The organism is Aurantimicrobium minutum, from assembly GCF_029894165.1.
Classification (GTDB): domain Bacteria; phylum Actinomycetota; class Actinomycetes; order Actinomycetales; family Microbacteriaceae; genus Aurantimicrobium; species Aurantimicrobium minutum_A.
Genome location: NZ_JARXXU010000001.1, coordinates 842,363 through 867,374, shown reverse-complemented (window position 1 = coordinate 867,374; position 25,012 = coordinate 842,363). Strand labels below are relative to the sequence as shown.

The window sequence follows — 25,012 nt, the reverse complement described above, 5'->3', positions numbered from 1 at the left end:
GTGAGCAGTCTCACCGAGAAAGTGCGCGCAGCCGCGGGATCCGTCATGGATCCCGAACTGCGTCGCACGCTCGGTGAACTTGGCATGATCGGTGCTGTTACAGCACAGGGTTCGTCCGTCACTGTTGTAGTGAAGCTGACGATTGCGGGCTGCCCTGCCGCCCAGAAGATTGAATCCGACGTTCACGCTGCTTCAGCTGCTGTTTCCGTTGTGGAACAGGTCACTGTTGATGTGCAAGTGATGACGGCGGAAGAACGAACAGAGCTCCTCAGTGCATTGCGCCCTGAGGGCCCGAAGCACAACCCTTTTGGTCCCGGCACACTCACTCGTGTCATTGCCGTCACCAGCGGTAAGGGCGGTGTGGGGAAGTCCACCATGACGGCCAACTTGGCGGCTGCCCTGGCGCAACAGGGGTATCGCGTCGGTATCTTGGACGCTGACGTTTACGGCTTCTCGATCCCCGCGTTGATGGGTCTTGCTCCCGGCGGTGTTGCGGTGAAGCCCACGCGCCTGGACGACATGATTGTTCCTCCGGTTGGCCACAATGTGAAAGTAATTAGCATTGGCATGTTCGTAGAGAACGCCAATGCTGCCGTGGCATGGCGCGGCCCCATGTTGCAGCGCACGATTACGCAGTTCCTGACCGATGTGTATTTCGGTGACCTCGATTTCCTTCTGCTCGACCTTCCACCTGGCACCGGCGACGTGGCCATCACCGTCGGGCAACAACTTCCTAATGCGGAAGTACTTGTTGTGACGACAGGTCAGGCTGCAGCTAGTGAGGTTGCTGTTCGGGCCGGCGTCGTTGCACGACAGACCGGCCAACGGGTTATTGGTGTCGTAGAAAATATGGGGCCGCTTGTCCTGCCCGACGGATCAGCATTGGCGCTTTTTGGTGAAGGTGGTGCCGAGTCGGTGGCCACTGCGTTGAGCATTGGTCAAGACAAGCCCGTCGACGTCCTTGCCAAGATTCCTCTCAGTTTGGGACTTCGGGAAGGCGGCGATGAGGGTATGCCCATCGTGTTGGCGAACCCCGCAGATCCTGCCGCACAGGCCATCACAGAACTGGCACGACGCATTGTCCAGAGCGGGCCCAGCCGTGCGGGAGTCAACCTTGGCGTCAGCCCTCGGTAACTACTCTCCGATGTAGCTCATCACGTGCTTGATACGGGTGTAGTCATCAAAGCCATAGCCGGAGAGGTCTTTTCCATATCCTGAGTGCTTGAAACCACCGTGCGGCATCTCCGCAACGATGGGGATGTGGGTGTTGATCCACACGCACCCGAAGTCCAGCTTCTTAGCCATCCGCATGGCACGGCCGTGGTTCTGGGTCCAGACCGAGGACGCCAGGGCATAGTTCACGTCATTTGCCCAGGTGAGTGCCTGTGCCTCATCAGTGAACTTCTGCACGGTCATCACAGGACCAAAGATCTCGTTCTGGATAGCTTCGTCTGTTTGCTTCAGTCCAGAAATAATCGTGGCTTCGTGGAAGTAGCCGGTGGTTCCCTGGCGGTTTCCGCCGAGCTCGATGGTGGCGTTGTCAGGCAAGCGCTCAATGAAGCCCTGCACCTGCACCAATTGGTTCACGTTGTTCACAGGTCCAAACATGGTGCCTACGTCCAGCGGTGAGCCCGTGATGGCATTCACGCGGGCATACTTCACAAGTTCAGCCACGAACTCGTCATAAATGCCTTCTTGCACGAGTAGACGGGTAGCTGCCGTGCAGTCTTGTCCGGCGTTGAAGTAGCCAGCTCCCACAATGCCCTCAACTGCCGAAGGAATATCTGCATCATTGAAAACAATCACCGGTGCTTTGCCGCCGAGTTCAAGGTGGACACGCTTGAGGTCTGTCGCGGCGCTCTTGGCCACTTCCATACCCGCTCGCACAGAACCCGTGATCGAGATCATCTGGGGGGTCTTGTTCTCCACCATTGCTTTCCCGGAGTCTCGGTTACCCATCACGGCGTTGAACACTCCGGCGGGCAGGAACTCGGAGGCCATCTCGGCTAACAGCATGGTGGAAGCTGGGGTGGTGTCGGAGGGCTTCAACACGATGGTGTTTCCGGCCGCGATAGCTGGTGCGAATTTCCACACCGCCATGTTGAGTGGATAGTTCCACGGCGTGACCTGGCCAATAACGCCAATGGGCTCGCGGCGAATCATGGAGGTGTGGTCTGCCAGGTATTCTCCAGCGGACTTACCTTCCAGATGACGAGCAGCGGTGGCAAAGAAACGAATCTGATCCACCGACGGCATGATCTCGTATTCGACGAGCGTGTCCAGTGGCTTACCGGTGTCTTGTGATTCCACCTCAGCAAATTCGCGAGCACGTGATTCCAACGCATCGGCAATGCGGAACAGCGCAAGGGAACGTTCACTGGGAGTTGTGTCGCCCCAGGCCTCAAAGGCTGTTGCCGCTGCGCCATAGGCGTCGGCAACATCGCGTTCACTCGAGACGGGGCTCGTCGCATACACCTCTTCGGTGGCGGGGTTGAGAATGTCGAGGCGTTCTTCTGCCTGTGAGTCGACGAACTGACCGTTGATAAAGTTCTTCAATACCTGAGGGCTCATGCACACAGCATAAGGCGAAAACCGATAGTAAATGAAGAGTAAATATGTGGATTTCGTAGTTTTATCTCTAGAAAAGTGCGGTTTCGCTTGATTGAGCCGGGATTTACTGCCAGAATCAAGCGCATGAACTCTAAGACCCGTGCCGCACAGCTTGACGATGTATCGAAGGCGATTATCGAACAGCTCCAGGAAGATGGCCGCCGTTCCTATGCAGAAATCGGCAAGGCTGTTGGACTCTCCGAAGCAGCCGTGCGTCAGCGCGTGCAGAAGCTCACCGATGCCGGCGTCATGCAAGTCGTTGCCGTGACGGACCCGATGCAGTTGGGTTTCTACCGCCAGGCCATGATCGGTCTGCGTTGCTCTGGTGACACTCGGGCTATTGCCGACCAGCTGGCGTCGATGCCATCGGTTGACTACGTCGTGCTCACGGCTGGTTCTTTCGACATCATGGCCGAGGTTGTCTGCGAGTCAGACGAAGATTTGATTACTTTGCTCAACGAGCAAATCCGCAAGCTTGAGGGCGTCGTTTCAACCGAAACGTTCGTCTATCTCAAGCTGCATAAGCAGTTGTATAACTGGGGAACGCGATAAAAATGCCGCTATTCACTTCAAAGAAGACTAAGAAAGCTGCCGAGCACGTGGTAGCTCCCACACACCTCGTTACCGAGCCTGCCGCAGCATCCTCGGCCCCGAAGTATGACAACGCAGACCTCCAGAAGAAGGCCAGCGACCACCTCTGGATGCACTTCACTCGACAGTCGGTCATGCACGAAAACGGCGTGCCCATCATTGTCAAGGGTGACGGTCACATGATCACCGACATTCAGGGCAAGAGCTACATCGATGGCCTCTCCGGACTCTTTGTGGTGCAGGCTGGCCATGGACGGAAGCGTCTGGCACAGGCAGCAGCGAAGCAGGCAGAAGAACTCGCTTTCTTCCCCATCTGGTCCTATGCCCACCCCTCCGCCATTGAGCTCGCCGATCGCCTCGCGGACTATGCGCCTGGCGACCTCAACAAGGTCTTTTTCTCCACCGGTGGTGGCGAGGCTGTTGAAACAGCATTCAAGCTGGCCAAACAGTACTGGAAGATGATGGGCAAGCCCACCAAGCACAAGGTGATCTCCCGCTCAGTTGCCTATCACGGCACCCCTCAGGGCGCACTGTCTATCACCGGTATCCCCGCAATGAAGGAAATGTTTGAGCCTCTGGTTCCTTCCACCTTCCGCGTGCCCAACACCAACTTCTATCGTGCCGAGCAGCACCAGGATGACCTCTACGCATTCGGTCAGTGGGCTGCCAACCGCATCGAAGAGATGATCGAGTTCGAAGGCCCCGACACTGTCGCGGCCGTCTTCCTCGAACCCGTGCAGAACTCTGGTGGCGCGTTCGCACCACCTCCCGGTTACATGCAGCGTGTGCGCGAAATCTGCGACAAGCACGATGTGCTCATGGTCAGCGATGAAGTGATCTGTGCCTTCGGCCGCATTGGTGAAATGTTTGCCTGCAACGCCTATGGTTATGTCCCCGACATGATCACCTGCGCCAAGGGTATGACCAGTGGTTACTCTCCCATTGGCGCCACCATCATCTCGGACAAGATCTACGAACCCTTCTCCAAGGGAACCAACTACTTCCCTCACGGATACACCTTCGCCGGTCACCCTGTGTCGGCAGCTGTTGCACTCGAGAACCTCAACATCTTCGAAGAAGAGAAGCTCAACGAGAACGTGCGCACCAACTCCCCCATCTTCCGCAAGGAACTGGAGAAGTTGCTCGACATTCCTATCGTCGGCGACGTGCGCGGTGACGGTTACTTCTTCGCGATCGAACTGGTCAAGGACAAAGCGACGAAGGAAACCTTCAACGATGACGAGTCCGAGCGTTTGCTCCGTGGCTTCCTCTCCAAGGCTCTCTATGACGCAGGCTTGTTCTGCCGCGCAGATGACCGTGGAGACCCCGTTGTTCAGCTCGCACCACCGCTGACCATCGGCCCCAAGGAATTCGTCGAAATCCGACAAATCCTCGAGGGAGTCCTCAAAGAGGGCGCCAAGATTATCTAGGTCTGACAGACTCCTTGTCAGGATCACAATGGGGCTGCTACCGCACACGGTGGCAGCCCCATTATCTTTGTAACTATGACCTCCACCTTCGCCACGATTGATTCCCCGCTGGGGCGCATCGAGCTGACCAGTGATGGTGAAGCCCTCACATTCCTCAGCATCGAGGGTGTGGAAGGCTCCCCCCACGGCAGACTCCAACACGGTGGACGCCCCGGTTCAGCCGATGCGGTGATCACTCAGGCAACTCAGGAACTGGGCGAATACTTTGCAGGAACCAGACATGACTTCGATGTTCCCGTGAAGCTCATCGGCACCCCTTTCCAGCAGGCCATCTGGCATGAGCTCCTCGCCATTCCATACGGCGGGCACGCCTCCTATGGTGACCTCGCCACCCGGGCGGGCAACCCCAAGGCTGCCCGCGCCGTGGGCGGGGCAGTGGGTTCAAACCCGGTGCCGATCATTGTTCCCTGCCACCGCATCCTGGCAGGAAACAACAAACTGACCGGTTATTCCGGAGGCTCCGGCGTTCCCACCAAGATTCAGCTCCTTGAACTTGAGGGTATTGAGTATCGCTAGTGGCCTATCAGGATCTCGAGATCGGCGCCGACGGTCGTGCGCGCTGCGGCTGGGTGGGTACTGACCCCGAATACATGCGCTACCACGACGAGGAGTGGGGCGTGCAGCTCCTGGGCGACCAGAAACTTTTTGAAAAGCTCTCCCTCGAAGCGTTCCAAGCAGGTCTCAGCTGGATCACTATTCTCAAGCGTCGTCCTGGTTTCCGTGAAGCTTTCTCCAACTTCAACATTGGCACAGTTGCGAACTACACAGAGGTCGATGTGGAACGCTTGATGCAAGATGATCGCATCATTCGTAATCGCGCCAAGATTGTGGCGACGATTGAGAATGCCAAAGTTACTCAGGCAATGCTCGCGGAGTCACCCGGCGCCTTGCACGACCTGATCTGGTCGTTCCAACCGATGTCAAGACAGCGCGCCAATGCTTGCGCCGGCGATGAGCAGACGCGCTATGAAACACTCTCAGAAGTCCCTGCTGTGACAACAGAATCGGAACAGCTCAGTAAAGCACTCAAGAAACTGGGCTTTAAGTTCGTGGGCGCCACCACGATGTATGCCCTCATGCAATCAGCAGGTGTGGTCGACGACCATCTCGCTAGGTGCCACAGAGCGCACTAGTCCTCCACAAGCTGAGTTCAGACGACAAACACTCCCAGCTTTGATTTCGGTGCTACTTAGAACCTGATTTCTTTGTAACGTGAGCGCTCTATTAGAGCTCAGGCGTGAAGGAATGTGTGATGTCTAGGTGGACTATAGAAATCTTTGGTCGATCGTATGGCAGATTTTACTCATCCCTCTCCAGCTATCAACAGCTAGTAGTCGACTCTGCATTGTTGAACGTATTGGCTATCGAAGGTATTCAAATTTGTTCAGGCGAGTGGGGGAAGCCACTTGGCGATGGTCTGTATGAATTCCGAATTAGGAAGTCACTACATGCATTTGAAAACCCGCCTAACGCAGGATCGGACTCACCACGCTCAGCTCGCAGTAACACTCCGGTCCTCATTCGAATATTTTGCACATTTCATGGAGACAAGATTGTTGTTCTCCATCATGGCTATGACAAACAACGCGACCCGTCTCCCAAAAGGCAACAACGCGAGATACGCGCTGCTAGAAAACTTCACAATGAATGGAAGGAAGGGTTGAAATAAAAAGTGTTTAATCACATAATCAATACCATGGTCAAAAATCGGCAAACGATACCCTACGAAGACTTTATGCAGGATTTCCGAAAGTCTTGGACTGAGGATGACTGGAAAATTTACTACGCGGTTTCTGCGGATTTCCAAAAAGAAATGCGTGACCGTTCTGAACTTGGGGCCGCCCTGCAGTCAGCCCGAAAAGCACAGTCACTCACTCAACCGAAGCTCTCCGAACTTGCAGACGTTCAGCAAGCTGAAATCAGCCGCATTGAACGAGGCGTAGGCAACCCCACGGCAACGACGCTCTTTCGCCTCACGCATGCGTTGGGGCTCAAGCTCGTCGTGATTCCTGAGGAAAGAACAGAAATTACTCGACAGTAACTCTTAGGTCGATTCGAGATCGTAGGGCGTCCCAGCGCTGGCATCACGTGGGGCTTGTTTCTTGGACTGAGCAGGAGCCGGCGCAACAGGGACACTCGCTGCTGAAGCAGCACCTCCGTCGTCGAGAAGCGCTTCGCGAATGATGCGGCGTGGGTCATACTGACGAGGATCGAGTTTCTTCCACTCATCTTCATCGAAATCGGCACCGAGTTCTTCTTTGATGCGGTCTTTCGCCCCCACGCTCATCTCTTTGAGCTTGCGCACAAATTGACCAAATTTAGCAGCGTAGGAAGGCAAGCGTTCGGGACCGATAACGAAGACAGCAATGACCCCAATAAGGAGTAATTTCTCGAAGGTCAAACCAAACACACTACGAGACTACCGCGCTGAAACACGGGCTTAGCTCTACGCTTGTGAAGCAAGGAGACTGACGTGACACACAACGATCTAACATGGAAGTTCCTCAACGAATACGACGTTGAGTCGAACACCCAAAGCAAAGCCCGCGCGCTCTCGCTGGAACACAGCCTGGACGTGATTACGCCAGCCATCGGCGCACAACTCGCCCTGGTTGCAGCATCGACAAATGCCACCAACATTGTCGAAATCGGCACAGGGTTCGGCCTTTCCGGTCTGTGGCTTCTCGCTGGTGCTCCTGAGGCAACTCTGACCTCCATCGACTCTGAATTCGAATACCACGAGCAGGCTCGTGAATTCTTTACCGAAGCTGGCTATCCTGCTAGCCGTGTTCGTCTCATCACCGGCAAGGCACTGGATGTTTTGCCACGAATGAACGAAAACAGCTACGACATCGTCCTCGTGGATGGTGACCCTGCCCAGCTTCCTGCCAATGTCGAGCACGCCCTGCGCCTGGTTCGTATCGGCGGAACGGTGTTAGTTCCCCATGCACTGCAGCAGGGCGCGGTGGCCAACCCGTCTGACCGTTCAGTTGTGGTGACTGGTTTCCGCACCGTCATTACTGAAGCAAGCGAAGCAGAGAACCTTGTGGTGGCGCTGTCCCCCGCAGGTGACGGTCTGCTCCAGATCACCAAGATTTCATAAACACGAAGCACAAACACAAAGAACCCCCGCTCTCCGGAGCGGGGGTTCTTGTTTAAGACGTTGAACTAGGCGGGGTTGACAACCTTGGCCAGCACGTCGTGAAGCTCTTTCGCTTCAGCGTCGTTAACGGAGACGACCAGACGGCCACCACCTTCGAGAGGAACGCGCACAATAATCAGGCGACCTTCCTTGACAGCCTCCATGGGTCCGTCGCCGGTCCGTGGCTTCATTGCAGCCATTTAGGCCACCCCTTTCACTTACTTCGTGTCCTTCTATTATCCCGTATTCCGTGAGGCCCAAAAACCACGTTCAGCCCGAAAACGACTTCGGAATCCGTAGTTTGGTTACCCTCAAACGCACTATTTCGCACATTTCAGCCGAATCTTTAGGGTGGGCTCCAGTCATAGCCATCGATGCGCCAGCAGATCAGCAACCAGCCCCACTGCAAGGCTATAAATAACAGCACCATGACAATGCGATAGATCTTAGATTTCGGAGCGGCCACGGCACCTAAAGCCGGAAACAGTGGAGCAAGTAACCGGAACGTACTCGACTGGGGAAAGAACACCGCGAGCACATACAGCGCATAGCTGATCAGCCAAAATTTCACGTCGACGCCGAGCTTCTTCACCGCAGGCGTAAAGAGAAAAATAGCGAAACCGACCACAAGCACGCCGAGGACGGCATATCCCACGACGGCAGGCCAGCCAATGAAGGACGCCCACCAGGTTGCTGCATGGATCCAGGGGGTAAACGGAACCAGCTCTTGGTAGCCGATATAGACCGAGCGCCAAGCTAATTCAGTCTCAAGATAGGCGCTGGGGACTCCCGTCACCCATCCTGCGATAACCAGCCAGGCCACGCCTGAAATCGCGGCAACAATCGCCACAGCAGCGACCAGCACTCGTTCACGGGTGGGGAACCGGGACCGTGACCGGCGCACGAAGCGATAGATCCAGTGCAGTCCCACCGCGAGCGCAAGGGCAAGCGCCCCGGGCCTGGTCAGCGAGAGCACGATCGCCACGGGAATCATCCAGCCGTAGTGGCGACGTTGTAGCAGGTAGATGGCTAACGCAATGAAGAACAACTGCAGGGACTCGGCATAGGCCAGTTGGAACAGGGGCGAGACGGGGGCAACGGAAAAAAGCACTACGGCAAATAGCGCCTGTTGCGCAGGAACATGCTTGGTCAAGATTTTGTAGAACAACAGCGACGCACCATAGGCGGCCACAACCGAGACGAGAACGCCAGAAATACTCCAGGGAAATCCCGTCAGCAGCATCACACCTTTGACGAGCGCCGGATACACCGGCAGGAATGCCCAGGCATTCTCACCGACGTGACCGGTATCGGTGAGGGGCAGATCCTGCGGATAGCCCACCTCAGCAATGATGTTGTACCAGCGGCCGTCCCACATGGTGGAGAAATCCCACAGCGAGGGCTGTGCCGCTGTCCACGCATTTTCAGGTTGTTGACTGGCGAGAACAAGCAACATCGCGGTCGTGACTGCACGACCGAGTAAAAAGACCAGCGTGACCTGAAGCCACCACGCGAGACGCGTCTGTGCCATCCCCCGAAAGCCGATCTAGCCTTGGCTGAGCCAGCTGCGCAGAGCGTGTTCGCACTCCACTATCTGGCTAGTGAGGACGCGTTCGTCGTCGGTGTGGGCCAGTGAAGGGTTGCCGGGGCCGAAGTTCACCGCGGGAATGCCCAGTGCAGAGAAGCGTGACACATCGGTCCAACCATACTTCGGCTGAGGCTCATGCCCCACTGCTGCAACAAAGCCTGTGGCAATGGCCGAGGTCAGTCCGGGGCGTGCACCTTCGGCACTGTCCGTGACGACAACCTCGTAGCCCGCAAAGACGTCCTGAACGTGGGTCAGCGCCTGTGCAACCGACTTATCGGGAGCAAAGCGGTAGTTCACCGTCAACGCTGCTGCGTCCGGAATGACATTTCCTGCCACGCCCCCAGTGACTCCGACAGCACTGAGACCTTCGCGGTAATCCAGACCGTCGACAGTTACTGTGGCGGGTTGGTAGTGGGCAAGAGCAGTGAGGGCTGGGGCAAGCTTGTGAATGGCGTTTTCGCCCATCCAGGCGCGAGCTGAGTGTGCACGCACGCCATGTGTGCGCACTTCCACGCGCAGGGTGCCATTGCAGCCGCCCTCTACGGTGGAATTACTGGGTTCACCCAAAATGGCGAAGTCCCCCACCAGGAGCTCAGGGTATTTCACCGCGAGACGACCCAGGCCGTTCTTTGCGGACTCGACCTCTTCGTGGTCGTAAAAAATCCAGGTCACGTCATAGGCGGGTGCAGACAGTTCTGCAGCCAGTTTGAGCGCAACAGCGACCCCTGCCTTCATGTCGACAGTGCCGCGGCCCCACAGCCATTCGGCACCGTCCTCTTCGCGGTAGCTGACGGGAAGATTGTTATTCACGGGCACGGTATCGATGTGGCCGGCAATGATCACGCGCTGTGCTCGACCAAGGCTGGTCTTTGCCACAATCGCATCACCGTCACGGGTGATCTCCAGGTGGGCACAGCCACTCAATGCCTGTTCAATAGCGTCTGCAAGGGATGTTTCGTTGCCTGAGACTGACTCGATATTGCACATATCGGCGGTCAATTCCACGCTCGAACGGGAGAGATCAAGTGTTGGCGTGGAGGCGGACATACTGGTCAGTTTATCGCCGGTAACCTAGAGGTATGGCTTCTACGCAGACGAACACGCACGCTTGGGGTTACGGCCTCGCCACCATCTCCGCTGATGGCACCGTCCTCGACACGTGGTATCCCGCCCCCCAATTGGGTCAGATTCCTGCCGGACGCGACAAGTGGATTGTTCCTGCTGACTTGCAGGACCTCGTGGGTGAAGATCGACGTCGCAATGTGCGGCTCGAAGCTGTCACTGTCGAGATTGAACTGGATGCACCTGCTGTCGGCACCTCCGATGCATTCCTGCGCCTGCACCTGCTCTCACACTTGTTGGTTCAGCCCAACACCATCAACCTTGATGGAATCTTTGGCCAGCTTCCCAACGTGGTCTGGACCAATGCAGGCCCCGTTCACCCTGATGACTACACCGCCTTGCGCCCTCATCTCATGCGCGCAGGCATTCAGGCTCAGGGAATCGACCGATTCCCTCGCCTGACCGATTACGTCACTCCTGATCGCGTGCGCATCGCTGATGCATCGCGGGTGCGCCTCGGTGCTCACCTTGCTCCCGGGACCGTGGTGATGCACGAAGGTTTCGTGAACTTCAATGCAGGAACCCTTGGAACCTCCATGGTGGAGGGACGTATTTCCCAGGGCGTTGTTGTGGGTGATGGTTCCGACATTGGCGGCAGCGCCTCCATCATGGGCACGCTCTCCGGTGGTGGCACCGAAAAGATCAAGATTGGTCAGCGCACTCTGCTGGGCGCTAACTCCGGCATCGGTATCTCTATCGGTGATGATTGCATCGTCGAAGCTGGCCTCTATGTCACCGCGGGAACCAAGGTCAACGTCATGGATGGTGCCAACAGCACCACGCTCAAAGCCAAAGAACTCTCTGGGGTGAACAACCTCTTGTTCCGTCGGAACTCGCTCACTGGTGCCGTGGAAGTAACCTCGCGTAGCGGTGTGGGGATTGTGCTGAATTCAGCGCTGCACTAATTCTGCGTCAGCCCTGACCAACCTGGTCCATTTTCTGGGCCTTCTTCTGCGCCAACGTTTCGAAGATAAACACCAGCAAGCTCAACCCGAGCACAATGCTGGAGGCCACGATAATCATGGTGAGTCCGGTCAGGATTCCATACACAATCCAGGTGAATGCTGACAGGGCGGACAGCGCATAGGTGGGCATCGAGACAACGGTCTGACGCCCAGAACGATAAGACTTGTACGACTCTATGACCTGGGGAACGCGGCTATAAAGGAACAGAATCAGGAACACGTTGACGACGGGTTCTGGAGAGAATGTCACGACGGCAAAACACCCAGCGCCCAGCGCGAGCAAAATGGCGAGCGCAGCGCTCTTGGAGAACTTCACCTTGGTGCTCAGGTTTTCACTCAGCAACATCCAGCTCAACAAACCGGTGAAGCTCAGCGCGATGGTGTTGGAGATGATCTGACTGGGGCTGTGATATCTGAAGCCGAAAGCGGACCATGAGCTCATGCTCAAGAAGTAGATGAGCCAGCTCGAGAGGCTCACTCCCACATGTGATTTGGTGCGAATGATGCGCACAATCTGTGGCACAGAAATAAAGAGCCCAAATGCACCACCGAGCAGACCAATGCCCTCGACGATGGGATTCACAACAGAACTTCCTCGCGGGCGCGTGCCCGCATTGTGTTAGTTGAAACCAGGAAGGTTGCGCTGCTGCTCACCAATGTAGAGCTGCTGTGGGCGACCAATCTTGGTCTGGGGATCCAGGTTCATTTCACGCCAGTGCGCAATCCATCCAGGCAGACGACCCAGTGCGAAGAGCACAGTGAACATGCGCGTGGGGAAGCCCATGGCCTTGTAGATCACGCCGGTGTAGAAGTCGACGTTCGGGTACAGCTTGCGCTCTTGGAAGTACTCGTCCTCGAGGGCAATTGCCTCGAGCTCCTTGGCGATACCCAGCAAGGGGTCGTTAACACCCAGAGCATTGAGTACCTCGTCGGCAGAATCCTTGACGAGACGTGCACGAGGGTCGTAGTTCTTGTACACGCGGTGTCCGAAGCCCATCAGGCGAACACCGTCTTCCTTGTTCTTGACGCGCTCGACATACTTAGCCACGGATTCACCGGAGGCCTGAATTTCCGCGAGCATGGTGAGCACAGCTTCGTTAGCGCCACCGTGGAGGGGGCCAAAGAGTGCGTTGATGCCGGCAGACACGGACGCAAACAAGTTTGCATCGGTGGAGCCCACCAAGCGCACGGTTGATGTCGAGGCATTCTGTTCGTGGTCTGCGTGCAGAATGAGCAAGCGCTCGAGAGCGTTCACCACAACAGGGTTCTGAACATAATCCTCGGCCATGTTGCCGAAGGTCATGCGGAGGAAGTTTTCGACATACGACAAGGAATTGTCGGGGTAGAGGAACGCCTGGCCGATGCTCTTCTTGTGGGCGTAGGCCGCCATCACAGGAAGCTTGGCCAGCAGGCGGTAGGTGGAAGTCTCAACCTGGGCAGGACTGCTGGGGTCCAGGGAGTCTTCGTAGTAGGTGGAGAGGGCGGAGACACCAGCGGAAAGAACAGGCATGGGGTGTGCGCGGCGGGGAAAACCGGAGAAGAAGTCCTTGAGGTCTTCGTGCAGCAGGGTGTGACGACGAATGTTGTCTTCGAAGTTCTCGAGCTCGTTCTGCGAAGGAACGTTGCCGTGGATGAGAAGGTACGCGGTTTCCACGAAGGAGAGCTTGGTTGCCACCTGGTCGATGGGAAATCCGCGATATCGCAGGATTCCGGCTTCACCATCGATATAGGTGATCTTTGACTTGGTGGACGATGTGTTCACGAAGCCGTAGTCGAGTGCGGTCAGACCGGTCTCGCGGGTCAGTGAGGACAGATCGATGGCGGGGTTACCCTCTGTTCCCCGAAGTACGGGAAAATCAACGGTCTTGCCGTTGTAGGTCAGGGAAACGGTATCGCCCTGCGGCACTGAGTTGGTGGCTTCAGTCACGGAGACTCCTTGTGGAAACTGTCTGGGTGAACGGGTATCCGCTGGCAAACCGGTGTGTGGTTTTTCAACGAATTCTTCAAGCTTATTGGCAAAAAGAACGGTTGCTAAACGCTGTGCAAACGACGAGCAGCCTCAGCGATGTGTGCATCACTCGCGGTGAGTGAAAGTCGCACGTGTTGGGGGTAGAAATCACCATAGAAAACACCCGGACCCGCAATGATTCCCAGGCTTGCCAGCTTGTCAATCGACGCCCAGGCATCCACACCTTCGGTCACCCACAGATAGAGGCCAGCGTCGCTGTGATCGATGCGGTACCCGGCAGAATTCAGAGCCGGAAGGAGCACGTTTCGGCGAGCGCGGTACAGCTCCTTCTGCGCTGCGACATGAGCATCATCATTCAACGCCGCAACCATGGCTGCCTGCACGGGTCCTGGCAACATCATGCCCGCATGTTTACGAATGTTGAGCAGCTGAGCAATGAGTTCTGCATCTCCGGCAACAAACGCGGCACGGTAGCCAGCCAGGTTGGACTGCTTACTCAAGGAGTAAGCAGTGAGGATACCGCTGAGGTCTCCCCCGGTGACGTGTGGATCCAGAAGTGAGGGAATACGTTCTTCACTCCAGCGCCCTGTCCAGCCAAGCTCTGCATAACATTCGTCGCCGACGATGTATGCACCCAGCTCGCGGGCACGCTCCACTCGCGCTGTGAGCTGGGCACTATCGAGTACCTGGCCGTCAGGGTTTCCGGGGCTGTTGAGCCAGACCAGCTTGGTTTCATCGGGCCACTCGGCTGGATCATCCGAAGCAAATGGGGTTGTCTCCGCCATCCGCGCACCAATGTCATAGGTGGGATAGGCGGCAGTGGGATGAACCACAACATCGCCGGGGCCGAGGCGCAACATGAAGGGTAGCCACGCGACGAATTCTTTGGAACCAATGGTGGGCAGAACGTTGTCCACACTCAGTCCGGTCACTCCGCGGCGACGGGCATACCAGGCCACAATGGCTTCCCGCAGTGCCGGAGTTCCCACCGTGGTGGGATAGGCGTGTGAGTCCGTAGCCTGGGCCAGTGCGTCGCGCACGACCTGTGGAGTGGGGTCGACGGGAGACCCGATAGAGAGATCGAGTGCTCCGCCCGGGTGAGCCTTCGCCTTCGCCACATAGGGCGTCATGGCATCCCAGGGGTAATCGGGCAGCTCGACGAGCATAAGACTTAGGCCTGGGGTGGCAGAGCGGTAATCACGGCGTGGTCGCCCTTGATCACGCCAACCTTGGCCGCACCACCGGGTGAGCCGATTTCCTGGAAGAACTCGACGTTGGCCTTGTAGTAGTCAGCCCACTGCTCAGGGAGGTCGTCTTCATAGTAAATCGCTTCGACGGGGCAGACGGGTTCGCACGCGCCACAGTCCACGCACTCATCGGGGTGGATGTAGAGCATGCGGTCACCCTCGTAGATGCAGTCCACGGGGCATTCGTCGATGCAGGCACGGTCCTTGACGTCTACACAGGGCAGGGCGATGACGTAGGTCACGTGGAACTCCTCTAACGAACGGGTTGTACTGGTTTTTAGTTTACTCAGGAAGAAACAGCAGTCGTACTCGCGCCACGGCGACGTTCAGGAAGCTGGGGCCACGCGACGACCACGGTGGCTATCAATGTGGGCGCGATGGCCCAGATGCTGCCCCACAGGTTGTTGGGAACGAGCACTGATCCCCCCACACTGCGCTGACTGAGGAAGAACACCATTCCCACGATGCCGAGAGCCGCACAGAGCACAATGAGCCGGTCCTGCACCACAATGCGTAACCCGATGAGAAAACCTGTCACAGCTATCAAGCACAAGATAAGGCCCCAGGGAATGACCGCACCGGCAATCGTGACGACGTTTTGGTGCACCACGGTCGTCACTGAGCCGACGAGCAGCCCCATCAGGAGTGCTCCCACACTCAGGAGTAATCGGGTACCCAGGGGGCGGTGTGGGGGAGTTTGGCTCATAACAGAAGTGTAGTCAGCGGGAATTCATCTACATCCTGAGCAAAAGTTCCACTGAGTGAACAAGTGAGGATTGACGGGTCCGTGAGGTCTAGGTTAGGTTAACCTAAGTTAGGTAAACCTAACCTAAGTTTTCAACCAGAAAGTTCAGTGCACACATGCTCGCTAACCTCCTCATTGGTCTTCGTGAAGGCCTCGAAGCTGCACTGATAATCGGTATTCTCGGCGCCTACCTCATCAAGATTGACCGCCGAGATGTGCTGCCCAAAATGTGGGCCGGCGTCATTGGTGCCGCTCTCCTCTCCGCCCTCGTCGGTATTTTGCTGGGTACCGGAGTTGCCCAACTCGATGGTCGAGCTGAAGAAATACTGGCAGGTGCACTTTCCTTCCTCGCCGTTGCCCTCGTCACCTGGATGGTGTTCTGGATGGCGAAGACCGCCCGTTCACTGAGAACCCACCTTGAAGCCGATGTCGAGAAGAACCTGGCTGGCAATGGCTGGGGAATTATGTTTGTAGCCTTTTTGGCCGTTGCTCGAGAAGGTATCGAAACAGCTCTCTTTATCTGGGCTGCTGCCACTGCAACCGGGGAAAAGCTTCTTCCGACCATTGGTGCAATTCTCGGGCTGGGTATCGCCGCCCTGCTGGGCTGGCTCATCTTCAAGGGCATGGTGCGCCTGAACCTCAAAAAGTTTTTTGCCTGGTCTGGAGCTTTCCTCATCATCGTGGCAGCAGGCGTCCTGAGCTACGGCATCCACGAATGGCAGGAAGCTGGACTCATTCCCGGCGATGCGGACAAGGCCTTCAATGTGAGCTCCGTTATCCCCTCTGACAGCTGGTATGGCGTGATCCTGCGGGGAACCATTGGCTTCACCCCCGAAATGAGCTGGCTCCAGGTCATTGGCTGGGTACTCTTTGTCGCGATCACGTTGAGCTTGTTCCTGAGCAAGATGAAAGATAAAGCTACTTCGTAGTACTAACTCAATTGCGCAAAGTCAAGCACGCAAAAACAATGATCTGCCTCTCGGTGAGTCAGTTTGTACTGCTAGCAACGCCCTACGAATTTCCTCAACACAGAATTTCCACGAAGACTTATCGAAGCTTAGTCTGAGTTTCTAATGCGCTTCCTGAACAGGAAGAACAAGAAGAAGAGCAGAGCCAGGAGTAACGCTCCAGCCCCAATCCACACCACCATGGTGATCGTTGAAGTACCGGAGGACTGGGAACCCGCAGTTTCCACTGTGGAAGAAGCTTTCTGTTCAGAAATCTGAAGTGCCGTATTCACAGAAACTTCTGTGCCGGTTGAATCAATGCCGTCAATCTGCGCGGTGTGAGAACCCACATGAAGACCAGCAGGGATTGCAAACTCTCCAGATGCAGTTCCATCGGGTCCGACAATCACTGTTCCCAACAATTTTGGTGTCGAGAACAGCCATACTTCAATTTCGGAGCCTGGCTGCAGACCAATTGCCTGGATTACAAGGCTGTCACCGTGGCTTATTTGCATTACGCCAGATGAAGAAGCAGAAACTGATTTTCCCGTCTTCTCGCTCACTGCGTCCAGCGATACGGATGCACCTGCAGACAGTGAAATCTGTTGCGCACCTGATGGCAAGGTAGTGATTTGAGTAGTTGTGGCAGTTCCATCAATAATGATCACAGGTGCTGAGGTTGTAACTCGGGGCAATTCACCGTTAAGAAGCGTGGGTGCCCGTGGAGCCGGTGTTACCTGCGGGGCAGGTTGAATTACTGGCCCAGAGCGCGGTGAAACCCGAGGCGTAATCACGAAAGCAACAGTGGAGTCGATGTTCACTTCACGCGAAAGTACATCTGCGGACGGCCCTGTATAGAGACCGTCAGAAACAGAACCCGATAAGAACTTCATGGTTACAGTTCCATCCGAGGTACACGTCACTTTGAATGTGACGCTTTGACCAGAGGCCTGAGAAACACTGCTGGTTGAACATGTTGCTGTTCCGGCACTCTGTACAAAGTCAGCATCAGAAATTCCAGTCACAATTTCGCTGAAATCAACCGTGTAACTCAGGACACGGATTTTCGAGTTGACTGCTGGTGATGCGATGGAAGCTGAAGGTGCTATTTGATCGACCGTCACCATATTTGAATTCAAAACTGCCGAAGGACCGAGGTTAATTCCATCTGTAATGGAATTAGCGGAAAGCCTCATCTGAACTGAACCATCATTCGAACAGGTAACAGTAAACGTGATGCTTGTGCCGCTCGTTGCCGATAGAGCAGAAGTTGTACAGCTCGCTGTTCCCGCATATTGAACAAAATCAGATGCGCTCACGCCCGAAACGGTTTCTGAAAAGGTCACGACGTAAGTCAATGAACGTGAGCTTGTTCGAGTAGAAGGCGAAGCGACCGTAGCGGTAGGCACACTGGAGTCAATTGTTACTTGGGAGGAATCCACGGCATTTACGGGTGCTGAGAAATAGCTATTTGCCACCGAGTTGGCAAGAAGCCTCATGGTTACAGTGCCATCAGTTGAACATAAAACTGTGAAGCTCACAGTGGTCCCAGATGCCGCAGAGACAGCAATCGAGGAGCAACTTGCAGTTCCACTTGCCTGAACAAAGTCGCTGTAGCCAATTCCTGTGACCGATGAGCTGAAAGTTACCGGGAAAGTAAGAGTCCTACTGCCAGAGGTAGCGCTCGCTGTTTGAATACTTGCAGTGGGTGCAACCGAGTTAATGGTTACGAGGTTAGAAGTAACCGCTGAAGTGGGGCCTGTGTTCTGGCCATCGGTGACAGTGTTTGCGTTAATTCTAATCTGGTACGTTCCGTCAGTTGTGCAGCTCACGTTGATATTGATAGACGTCCCTGAAGCAGCTGAAACGCTTGAAATGGAACATGATGCCGTACCTGAGCTGCGAACGATGTCTGATGTCGTCACGCCTGACACAGTTTCACTAAAAGTTGCCAGGAATGTCAGGTTCCGAGAGGAACTGAAATCACCAGCCACACGACTCAATGTCACGGTTGGCGCGGTTGTATCCACGGCACCGCCGGTTCGAGCAGAAACCGCGACCGAAGCGTCACCATTTCCATTCGCGTTGATGGCACGAATCTTTAATGTGTATGGGGTATCTATGTTGAGATCAGTGGTTCCGTCAGTAGATAATTTAGAAATCACGATGGGGGAAAGACGTCCAGTCGTGTCTGTTCTGTTTATCCACGTAGCTCCGTTGTCGGTTGAGTACTGATAGTTAGTAATGGCAGAACCATTATTTGCTGGCTCTGTGAAGTTAACAGCAATCTGGCGGGTGGTCAAACTATTCAGAATTTGTGAATTACTCGTAGATGTCACCACAGGAGAATCAGGGACTCCAACTGGTGTGACAGTTGTTGAATGGGTATATACCGTTCCAGAGCCATTGATGTTCAGTGCACGAATTTTTACACCATAAGCAGTGCCGTTTGTCACGCCCTGAATCATAAAACTTGTCGAAGTTGAATTTGTTGAAACCCACGCTCCATACGCCCCACCGTTGGAAGAAAGCGCATATTCGTAGGTTGTGATTGGCGAACCACCATTGTCTGGTGCCGTGAGTGAAACGTTGATTCGTCCACTTGCTGCCTCCAAAGTAGGAGAAACAGGAACACTCGGTGTAGTCGATGGAGTGCCGTATGTCACGGCACTCGCAAGACCAGTGGTTGATGCTGTAACTGCGCGAACTGCAAAGCCATAGCTGGTTCCGTTAGTTAGTCCAAGCACAGTTATGGTGGTGGCAGTAGAGGTGGGAGATGGCGTCACCCATGTTGTCCCACCATCTAATGAGTATTCGTAATTCGTTATCGAAAGACCACCGTTACTCGATGGGGCATTGAAGAGGACCGCTGCTTGGCCGGCCCCTGTTGTCACTGAGGAAATTGTCACTGCTGTTGGAGCACTTGCAGGGGTCGAAGAAGCTGCGGTTACCGAAGTGCCTGGTCCTTGAGCATTGACTGCCCGAATACTCGGGGTGTATGCGATTCCATTGAAAAGGCCCGTAATCCGAAGTGGACTAGAGACACTTGCAACAGAAATCCAGTTTGAAGAAGTTGAACAATCCAGCAAACAATATTCAAGAGATGTGATGGGTGCTCCACCATTGCTACCTAGGGTGAATGCAAGTTCCAGTGATCTGTCTCGAGCAGTCACAGAGTCAATGGTTGGGGCTGCAGAGACCGTAGCGGGAGTACCACTAGCATCGTTGGAAGCAAGACCCGGTCCAACAGAATTCACAGCACGAACTTGAACACGATAAGCAGTACCGTTTGCTAAATCTGTTGCTCCGTCCACAGAGAGTTTGGAAATAGTGAGAGTGGTTGAAGTACCGCCAGAATCTGTTCGGTCACGCCATGTCACACCCAAATCAGTGGAGTATTGATAACCGGTTATGGGGGACCCCCCATTATCAGGAGCCGCGAAAGTTAAGGTAAGGGTTCCGCTACTAGGAGTGACATTTGTCCCTTGGGGGAAAGTGATTGCAGCCGGGACGGCAACTGGCTCAGCAGTGACAATGTTAGAACGCACACTATGTCCCACTGAGTTAACCGTTCTGAGTGCAACATCATACGAAGTTCCATTTGTCAGACCGGAAACAATCAAAGGAGAATCGGTGCTTGTAGGGGACCGAGTATTCCAGGAGGCGCCTCCATCCAACGAATACTCAATATTCGTATACGGAGTTCCACCGCTCGTGCCGGAGACAAAACTAATTGAAAGACTCTGGTTTCCGGGGGTTATTGCCCCCACGGTCGGCGCACCGGGAGCAGTGTAGGTAGTCACACTTTGACTAGCGCTTGAAATTCCATCCCCCTGAGCGTTTACCGCCCTGACAGCAATTTGATATTGCGTACCAGGCATTAACCCAGTGATGGTCACAGGCGATGAAGTGACAGCAGGTGTGGGTGAAATCCAAGTATTTCCGCCATCGCTTGAGTGTTGGTAAGAGGTAATTGCGGAGCCACCATCAGAACCAGGTGCATTAAAGGAGACCGTAACGGAAGTGTCCGTTTGTGAAAGCGATGTGATCTGCGGGGCTTGGGGAGCGCCTATTGGAATTACGGGCGTTGAGCTCGTGGAGGTACCAGCTCCTTCTGAGTTCACGGCACGAATCTTGACATCATAAGAAGTGCCGTTCGTGAGTCCGTTAATCACAAGCGGGCTAGAAATTGAAGCTGGTGAACGGGTTTGCCAAGTAGCTCCACTGTCAGTCGAATACTGGTAGTTTGTTAGGCCGGATCCACCAGTGGTTCCTTCAACGAAGTCAACTGATACCTGGCCGTCACCAGCATCTACGGAACTAATCGAAGGCGCACCTGGTAACGCAGACGATGCTACATTCCCAAGAAGGTTTGCAGCTTCAGCAGATGAAGACGCAAGGTAATACCAGTTGAAAGACTCAGAAGCACCTGGATCCAAATCTTGGAATCGAAGATACATCCCATACGAACCGTCATTGTAAACACTCGTTAGCGCAGTTCCAGGGTTCTGCCTCATGACTCGTTGAGTAAAATCACCGTACCCGTTTAAGCCCGTGACGTAACCAAGGTTTGAGGTTGTGTAGAAATAAACGGTATCTGAAGCGTTTGATATTTCCAAAACTTTGGCTTGGGTACTCGACTGTGGAATCTGAACAAACGCTCCGTTAGAAATATTTCCACGTTTTTTGGTATTTCGGTCATCACTACCGATCCAGTCATCCTGGGTTCCTACCCATAAGCGTGCGTTCCTCATGGGCACCAAGCCAACATTTCGAATTGTTTCAGTAAATGTGGTGTATTTACTGGTTAAGCTCTGGGTATATTTGCGAGATATTTCAACCACTTCACCGCTTCCTGGAAACGTGTATCTCCCAGTTGTTGAAAGTGATCCGTAGCCAGTTGCAAGATTCCCAGATGTGGAGGTAGTGACAAATTGAGAACAGTCGATTGTTTGGCGTTCAAGGGTAACCCCGTTGAACTCAACTAACGAACCATTTGCATTCCATTCACTCGAGCCGTCGCCTCCTACTGCAAGCCCATAGTTCAATGCATAGTTAGAGAAAGTCATTGGGGACCAACCACCAGATGAATTTTTATACCAGGGCTGTTTTAGATTTCCATTAGTTTGAACTGAAGCTTCTGCCCCTGTACCGAATCTCATCAAACCATTATTTAAAACATACTGAAGTGCCCCAGGTACGCCGTTCCAAGGCTCGGCTGCGACACCCGCACCGTCAGCATTAACTGCACGCAGTGAAATTGAATATGTTTGACAGTTGTTCAATCCGGTAATCGTAATGGGACTTGAGGTCACTGCAGGGTTTGAGGCGGTCCAGGTCGCCCCTCCGTCAACTGAATATTCATAGTTAGATATCGAAGGAGTCACACCACTAGGCGCTGTAAATGTGATTGTAAGACCTTGATCGATTTGATCAACATCAGTAATTGTCGGTGCAGTAGGAACTGCTGCACTAGCGGCAATAGGCGTGAAAGCAACTAAGCCTGCGGTGAAGAGAACGATTGCAAAAAGTCCGCTAATCCACTGATTTGTGCGGGAGTGAAAGATCCGAGTCACAGATAAGGTGCTGCTTTTCACGAATGATTCCCCTTGAAAATTTCAGTGATTATCACCTTAAGAAACTAAGGGATATTTCCCTTAAGCATAAGGGGATTAAACCTTTATTTTTTCGCGGTGTTCAACAACAGAAAAGGGCTCCTACTTTCGTAGGAGCCCTTTTCTTAGTAAATCTGAAGAGATTTATTCGTTCTGCTTCTTGAGGCGACTCGTGGTCCGCGCACGAGCGTTGGAATCCAGCTCGACCTTACGGATACGAACGTGTTCAGGGGTTACCTCCACACACTCATCTTCACGAGCGAACTCGAGGCACTCTTCCAGCGTGAGCTTGCGTGAGGGCGTCATGCGCTCAAAGCTGTCGGAGGTGGACTGACGCATGTTGGTCAGCTGCTTTTCCTTCGTGATGTTGACGTCCATGTCATCAGCGCGGGAGTTCTCGCCGACGACCATGCCTTCGTAAACCTCCTGAGTGGGCTCTACGAAGAAGCTCATGCGCTCCTGGAGTGCGACCATGGCAAACGGTGTTGCCACACCAGCGCGGTCCGCAACAATCGAACCATTGGTGCGAGTCACGATGGAACCTGCCCATGCTTCATAACCGTGAGAAACAGCGTTCGCGATTCCAGCGCCCCGGGTGATGGTCATGAACTCGGTACGGAAACCAATCAGACCGCGGGACGGAACGATGAATTCCATACGAACCCAGCCGGTGCCGTGGTTGGTCATGGACTCCATGCGGCCCTTACGAGCTGCGAGAAGCTGTGTCACGGCACCAAGGTATTCCTCGGGGGCGTCAATGGTGAGGTGCTCGAAAGGCTCGTGCACCTTGCCGTCCACCTTCTTGGTCACAACCTGTGGCTTGCCCACAGTGAGCTCGAAGCCTTCACGGCGCATGTTCTCGACGAGGATGGCGAGAGCAAGTTCACCACGGCCCTGGATTTCCCAGGCGTCGGGGCGACCAATGTCAACCAACTTGATCGAAACGTTACCGACGAGCTCGCGGTCAAGGCGGTCCTTGACCATGCGAGCGGTGAGCTTGTGGCCCTTGACTTTGCCAATAATGGGCGAGGTGTTGGTACCAATGGTCATCGAGATCGCAGGATCATCCACCGTGATGGTGGGCAAGGGGCGAACATCGTTGGGGTCAGCAATGGTTTCACCAATGGTGATGTCTTCAATACCGGCGATAGCGACGATGTCACCAGGGCCTGCAGTGTCGGTGGGGAAACGCTCCAGCGCCTTGGTGATGAGCAGTTCCGTAATCTTGACGTTCTGAACCGAGCCATCGTTCTTGACCCAGGCAACCTGCTGGCCCTTCTTGATGTTTCCGTTGAAGATACGCAGCAGTGCAAGACGACCCAAGAATGGCGACGCATCGAGGTTGGTCACGTGAGCCTGCAGTGGGTGAGCGTCATCGTAAGACGGCGCAGGGACGTGCTGCAGGATGGCTTCGAACAGAGGCTCAAGGTCATCGTTATCAGGCAACGAACCGTTCTCTGGCTTGTTGTGGCTGGCAGCACCGGCACGGCCAGATGCATACACAACAGGAACGTCTAGGACGAGGTCCAAGTCGAGGTCAGGTACGTCATCGGCCATGTCAGAAGCCAGACCGAGAAGCAGGTCCTGGCTTTCGCCCACAACCTCATCGATACGAGCATCGGGGCGGTCGGTCTTGTTGACCAAAAGAATGACGGGAAGCTTCGCTTCCAGTGCCTTACGCAGTACGAAGCGAGTCTGAGGCAGTGGGCCCTCAGAGGCGTCAACGAGAAGAACAACGCCGTCCACCATGGACAGACCACGTTCCACCTCGCCACCGAAGTCGGCGTGGCCTGGGGTGTCGATCACGTTGATGATGATGGGACCATCGGTGGCGTGCTTACCCTCGTAAGAAACCGACGTGTTCTTCGCGAGGATGGTGATGCCCTTTTCGCGTTCGAGGTCGTTCGAGTCCATCATGCGGTCTTCGCCAGCAAAGTGGGCGTCGAAGGAGTTGGTCTGCTTGAGCATGGCGTCAACCAGGGTGGTCTTACCGTGGTCAACGTGTGCAACGATTGCGACGTTACGTCGGTCTGTGCGGAGGGCGTGCGCCATGAAAAATCCTCTCGATGACCAGACATGGTCATCGTTGGTTAGAAGTGAGTGCCCGACATGAATAAACCAGCGGCACCAAAGATGTGCGATGCCGGGAAAATCGAGCACTCTCAGCATACCGCAGGCATCCCAAACTAGGCTTATCGGCGTGACCGAATGGACCCAGAAACAGCGGCGCTCGCGCACGTGGCTTGAGATTGCCATCGTGCTAGGGCTCTCACTGGGGTCCTCGGCGGTGTATTCGATTGTCTCGTTACTGCGGAAACTCTCCAGTGAACAATCCCTGAACGCCCAGAAAGCGGTGATCAACCAGTCACTGGCTGACCAGCCCGTATTCGATCTTGTGTATCAACTTCTGGGGATCTTCTTTGGGCTCGTCCCCGTGGTGCTGGTGTTCTGGCTGCTGGAACAGCCAGGGAAGAGTGCCTTCACACAACTCGGTTTCACTCTCTCACAGCCGGGGAAAGACCTGCTTCGCGGTGTGGGCCTGGCCGCGGTCATCGGCATCCCAGGCCTAGGACTGTATCTCGTCGGCCATGCACTCGGTTTCACCGTCACCATTGTTCCCACCGCGCTCGATACCTTCTGGTGGACGGTGCCCGTTCTCGTTCTTGCCGCGTTGCGCGCAGCGCTCGTCGAAGAGCTCATCGTGGTGGGTTACCTCTTCACTCGCCTGAGAGAACTGGGGTGGAAAACCTGGCACATTATCGGTGCGAGTGCGATCTTGCGCGGGAGCTACCATCTCTACCAAGGTTTTGGACCCTTTGTCGGCAATGTGGCGATGGGAATCGTGTTCGGACTGGCTTACCAACGCTGGGGTCGCACGATGCCCCTCGTCATTGCGCACTGGATACTCGACATTGTCTCGTTCACCGGATATGCACTGGTTAAATCAATCGCCCCTGGATTCCTGCCAGGAACATAAAGAG

At 54.9% G+C, this 25,012-nt stretch carries 22 protein-coding genes; 10 read left to right on the top strand and 12 right to left on the bottom strand.

Annotated elements, in window-relative coordinates; all coding sequences use genetic code 11:
- Complete coding sequence (locus M2119_RS04455; protein ID WP_280803751.1) at positions 1-1,134, top strand: P-loop NTPase; 1,134 nt, start codon at positions 1-3, stop codon at positions 1,132-1,134.
- Here the strand turns inward: M2119_RS04455 and M2119_RS04450 are convergent, their stop codons facing one another.
- A complete protein-coding gene (locus M2119_RS04450) occupies positions 1,135-2,571 on the bottom strand; it encodes a gamma-aminobutyraldehyde dehydrogenase (protein ID WP_280803750.1) in 1,437 nt (478 codons plus the stop codon).
- 123 nt (positions 2,572-2,694) lie between these two features.
- On the opposite strand from M2119_RS04450, the gene M2119_RS04445 reads away from it, so the two are divergent.
- The 5 genes from M2119_RS04445 to M2119_RS04425 all read left to right on the top strand — a co-directional run bounded on the left by M2119_RS04445 (position 2,695) and on the right by M2119_RS04425 (position 6,732).
- Entirely contained in the window at positions 2,695-3,162 is a 468-nt protein-coding gene (locus M2119_RS04445; protein WP_280803749.1) for an Lrp/AsnC family transcriptional regulator, read from the top strand.
- Positions 3,163-3,164: 2 nt separating this feature from the next.
- On the top strand, positions 3,165-4,631 hold the full coding sequence (locus tag M2119_RS04440) for an aspartate aminotransferase family protein (protein ID WP_280803748.1): 1,467 nt from the start codon (positions 3,165-3,167) through the stop codon (positions 4,629-4,631).
- 75 nt (positions 4,632-4,706) lie between these two features.
- Positions 4,707-5,207: a methylated-DNA--[protein]-cysteine S-methyltransferase gene (locus M2119_RS04435; RefSeq protein ID WP_280803747.1), complete on the top strand. Its 501-nt coding sequence runs from the start codon at positions 4,707-4,709 to the stop codon at positions 5,205-5,207.
- Positions 5,207-5,824, top strand: a complete 618-nt coding sequence (locus tag M2119_RS04430) for a DNA-3-methyladenine glycosylase I (protein ID WP_280803746.1) — start codon at positions 5,207-5,209, stop codon at positions 5,822-5,824. Before M2119_RS04435 ends, M2119_RS04430 begins: the two co-directional genes overlap by 1 nt.
- Before the next feature lie 602 nt (positions 5,825-6,426).
- Positions 6,427-6,732: a helix-turn-helix domain-containing protein gene (locus M2119_RS04425; RefSeq protein WP_280803745.1), complete on the top strand. Its 306-nt coding sequence runs from the start codon at positions 6,427-6,429 to the stop codon at positions 6,730-6,732.
- A gap of 3 nt (positions 6,733-6,735) precedes the next feature.
- Here M2119_RS04425 and M2119_RS04420 read toward each other — a convergent pair whose 3' ends face one another.
- Positions 6,736-7,101: a twin-arginine translocase TatA/TatE family subunit gene (locus M2119_RS04420; RefSeq protein ID WP_280803744.1), complete on the bottom strand. Its 366-nt coding sequence runs from the start codon at positions 7,099-7,101 to the stop codon at positions 6,736-6,738.
- Positions 7,102-7,164: 63 nt separating this feature from the next.
- On the opposite strand from M2119_RS04420, the gene M2119_RS04415 reads away from it, so the two are divergent.
- Positions 7,165-7,794 (top strand): O-methyltransferase, encoded by a 630-nt coding sequence (locus M2119_RS04415; RefSeq protein ID WP_280803743.1) that lies wholly within the window; start codon positions 7,165-7,167, stop codon positions 7,792-7,794.
- 65 nt (positions 7,795-7,859) lie between these two features.
- Here M2119_RS04415 and M2119_RS04410 read toward each other — a convergent pair whose 3' ends face one another.
- The 3 genes from M2119_RS04410 to dapE form a co-directional block, all read right to left on the bottom strand.
- Positions 7,860-8,033 carry a DUF3117 domain-containing protein gene (locus tag M2119_RS04410; RefSeq protein ID WP_096381811.1) on the bottom strand — a complete coding sequence of 58 codons (174 nt, stop codon included), beginning with the start codon at positions 8,031-8,033 and terminating at the stop codon, positions 7,860-7,862.
- A 146-nt stretch (positions 8,034-8,179) separates the two neighbouring features.
- Entirely contained in the window at positions 8,180-9,364 is a 1,185-nt protein-coding gene (locus M2119_RS04405; protein ID WP_280803742.1) for a hypothetical protein, read from the bottom strand.
- A gap of 15 nt (positions 9,365-9,379) precedes the next feature.
- Positions 9,380-10,468: a succinyl-diaminopimelate desuccinylase gene (gene dapE / locus M2119_RS04400; protein ID WP_280803741.1), complete on the bottom strand. Its 1,089-nt coding sequence runs from the start codon at positions 10,466-10,468 to the stop codon at positions 9,380-9,382.
- Positions 10,469-10,500: 32 nt separating this feature from the next.
- Here dapE and dapD point away from each other — a divergent pair, with 32 nt between their 5' ends.
- On the top strand, positions 10,501-11,448 hold the full coding sequence (gene dapD, locus M2119_RS04395; RefSeq protein ID WP_280803740.1) for a 2,3,4,5-tetrahydropyridine-2,6-dicarboxylate N-succinyltransferase: 948 nt from the start codon (positions 10,501-10,503) through the stop codon (positions 11,446-11,448).
- 7 nt (positions 11,449-11,455) lie between these two features.
- Here the strand turns inward: dapD and M2119_RS04390 are convergent, their stop codons facing one another.
- The 5 genes from M2119_RS04390 to M2119_RS04370 all read right to left on the bottom strand — a co-directional run bounded on the left by M2119_RS04390 (position 11,456) and on the right by M2119_RS04370 (position 15,430).
- Positions 11,456-12,091: a PQ-loop domain-containing transporter gene (locus M2119_RS04390; RefSeq protein WP_280803739.1), complete on the bottom strand. Its 636-nt coding sequence runs from the start codon at positions 12,089-12,091 to the stop codon at positions 11,456-11,458.
- Positions 12,092-12,127: 36 nt separating this feature from the next.
- Positions 12,128-13,435 (bottom strand): citrate synthase, encoded by a 1,308-nt coding sequence (locus M2119_RS04385; protein WP_280803738.1) that lies wholly within the window; start codon positions 13,433-13,435, stop codon positions 12,128-12,130.
- A 104-nt stretch (positions 13,436-13,539) separates the two neighbouring features.
- On the bottom strand, positions 13,540-14,643 hold the full coding sequence (gene dapC / locus M2119_RS04380) for a succinyldiaminopimelate transaminase (protein WP_280803737.1): 1,104 nt from the start codon (positions 14,641-14,643) through the stop codon (positions 13,540-13,542).
- A 5-nt stretch (positions 14,644-14,648) separates the two neighbouring features.
- Complete coding sequence (gene fdxA / locus M2119_RS04375) at positions 14,649-14,966, bottom strand: ferredoxin (RefSeq protein WP_110233995.1); 318 nt, start codon at positions 14,964-14,966, stop codon at positions 14,649-14,651.
- A gap of 44 nt (positions 14,967-15,010) precedes the next feature.
- A complete protein-coding gene (locus M2119_RS04370; protein WP_280803736.1) occupies positions 15,011-15,430 on the bottom strand; it encodes a hypothetical protein in 420 nt (139 codons plus the stop codon).
- Positions 15,431-15,585: 155 nt separating this feature from the next.
- Between M2119_RS04370 and efeU the strand changes: the two genes are divergently transcribed.
- On the top strand, positions 15,586-16,398 hold the full coding sequence (gene efeU, locus M2119_RS04365) for an iron uptake transporter permease EfeU (protein WP_280803735.1): 813 nt from the start codon (positions 15,586-15,588) through the stop codon (positions 16,396-16,398).
- Positions 16,399-16,526: 128 nt separating this feature from the next.
- On the opposite strand, the gene M2119_RS04360 is transcribed toward efeU, so the two are convergent.
- Together M2119_RS04360 and typA are read right to left on the bottom strand one after the other, a co-directional pair.
- Positions 16,527-22,013 (bottom strand): beta strand repeat-containing protein, encoded by a 5,487-nt coding sequence (locus M2119_RS04360; protein ID WP_280803734.1) that lies wholly within the window; start codon positions 22,011-22,013, stop codon positions 16,527-16,529.
- A gap of 162 nt (positions 22,014-22,175) precedes the next feature.
- On the bottom strand, positions 22,176-24,083 hold the full coding sequence (typA, locus tag M2119_RS04355) for a translational GTPase TypA (protein ID WP_280803733.1): 1,908 nt from the start codon (positions 24,081-24,083) through the stop codon (positions 22,176-22,178).
- A 148-nt stretch (positions 24,084-24,231) separates the two neighbouring features.
- On the opposite strand from typA, the gene M2119_RS04350 reads away from it, so the two are divergent.
- Entirely contained in the window at positions 24,232-25,008 is a 777-nt protein-coding gene (locus M2119_RS04350) for a CPBP family intramembrane glutamic endopeptidase (protein WP_280803732.1), read from the top strand.
- Positions 25,009-25,012: the final 4 nt, after the last annotated feature.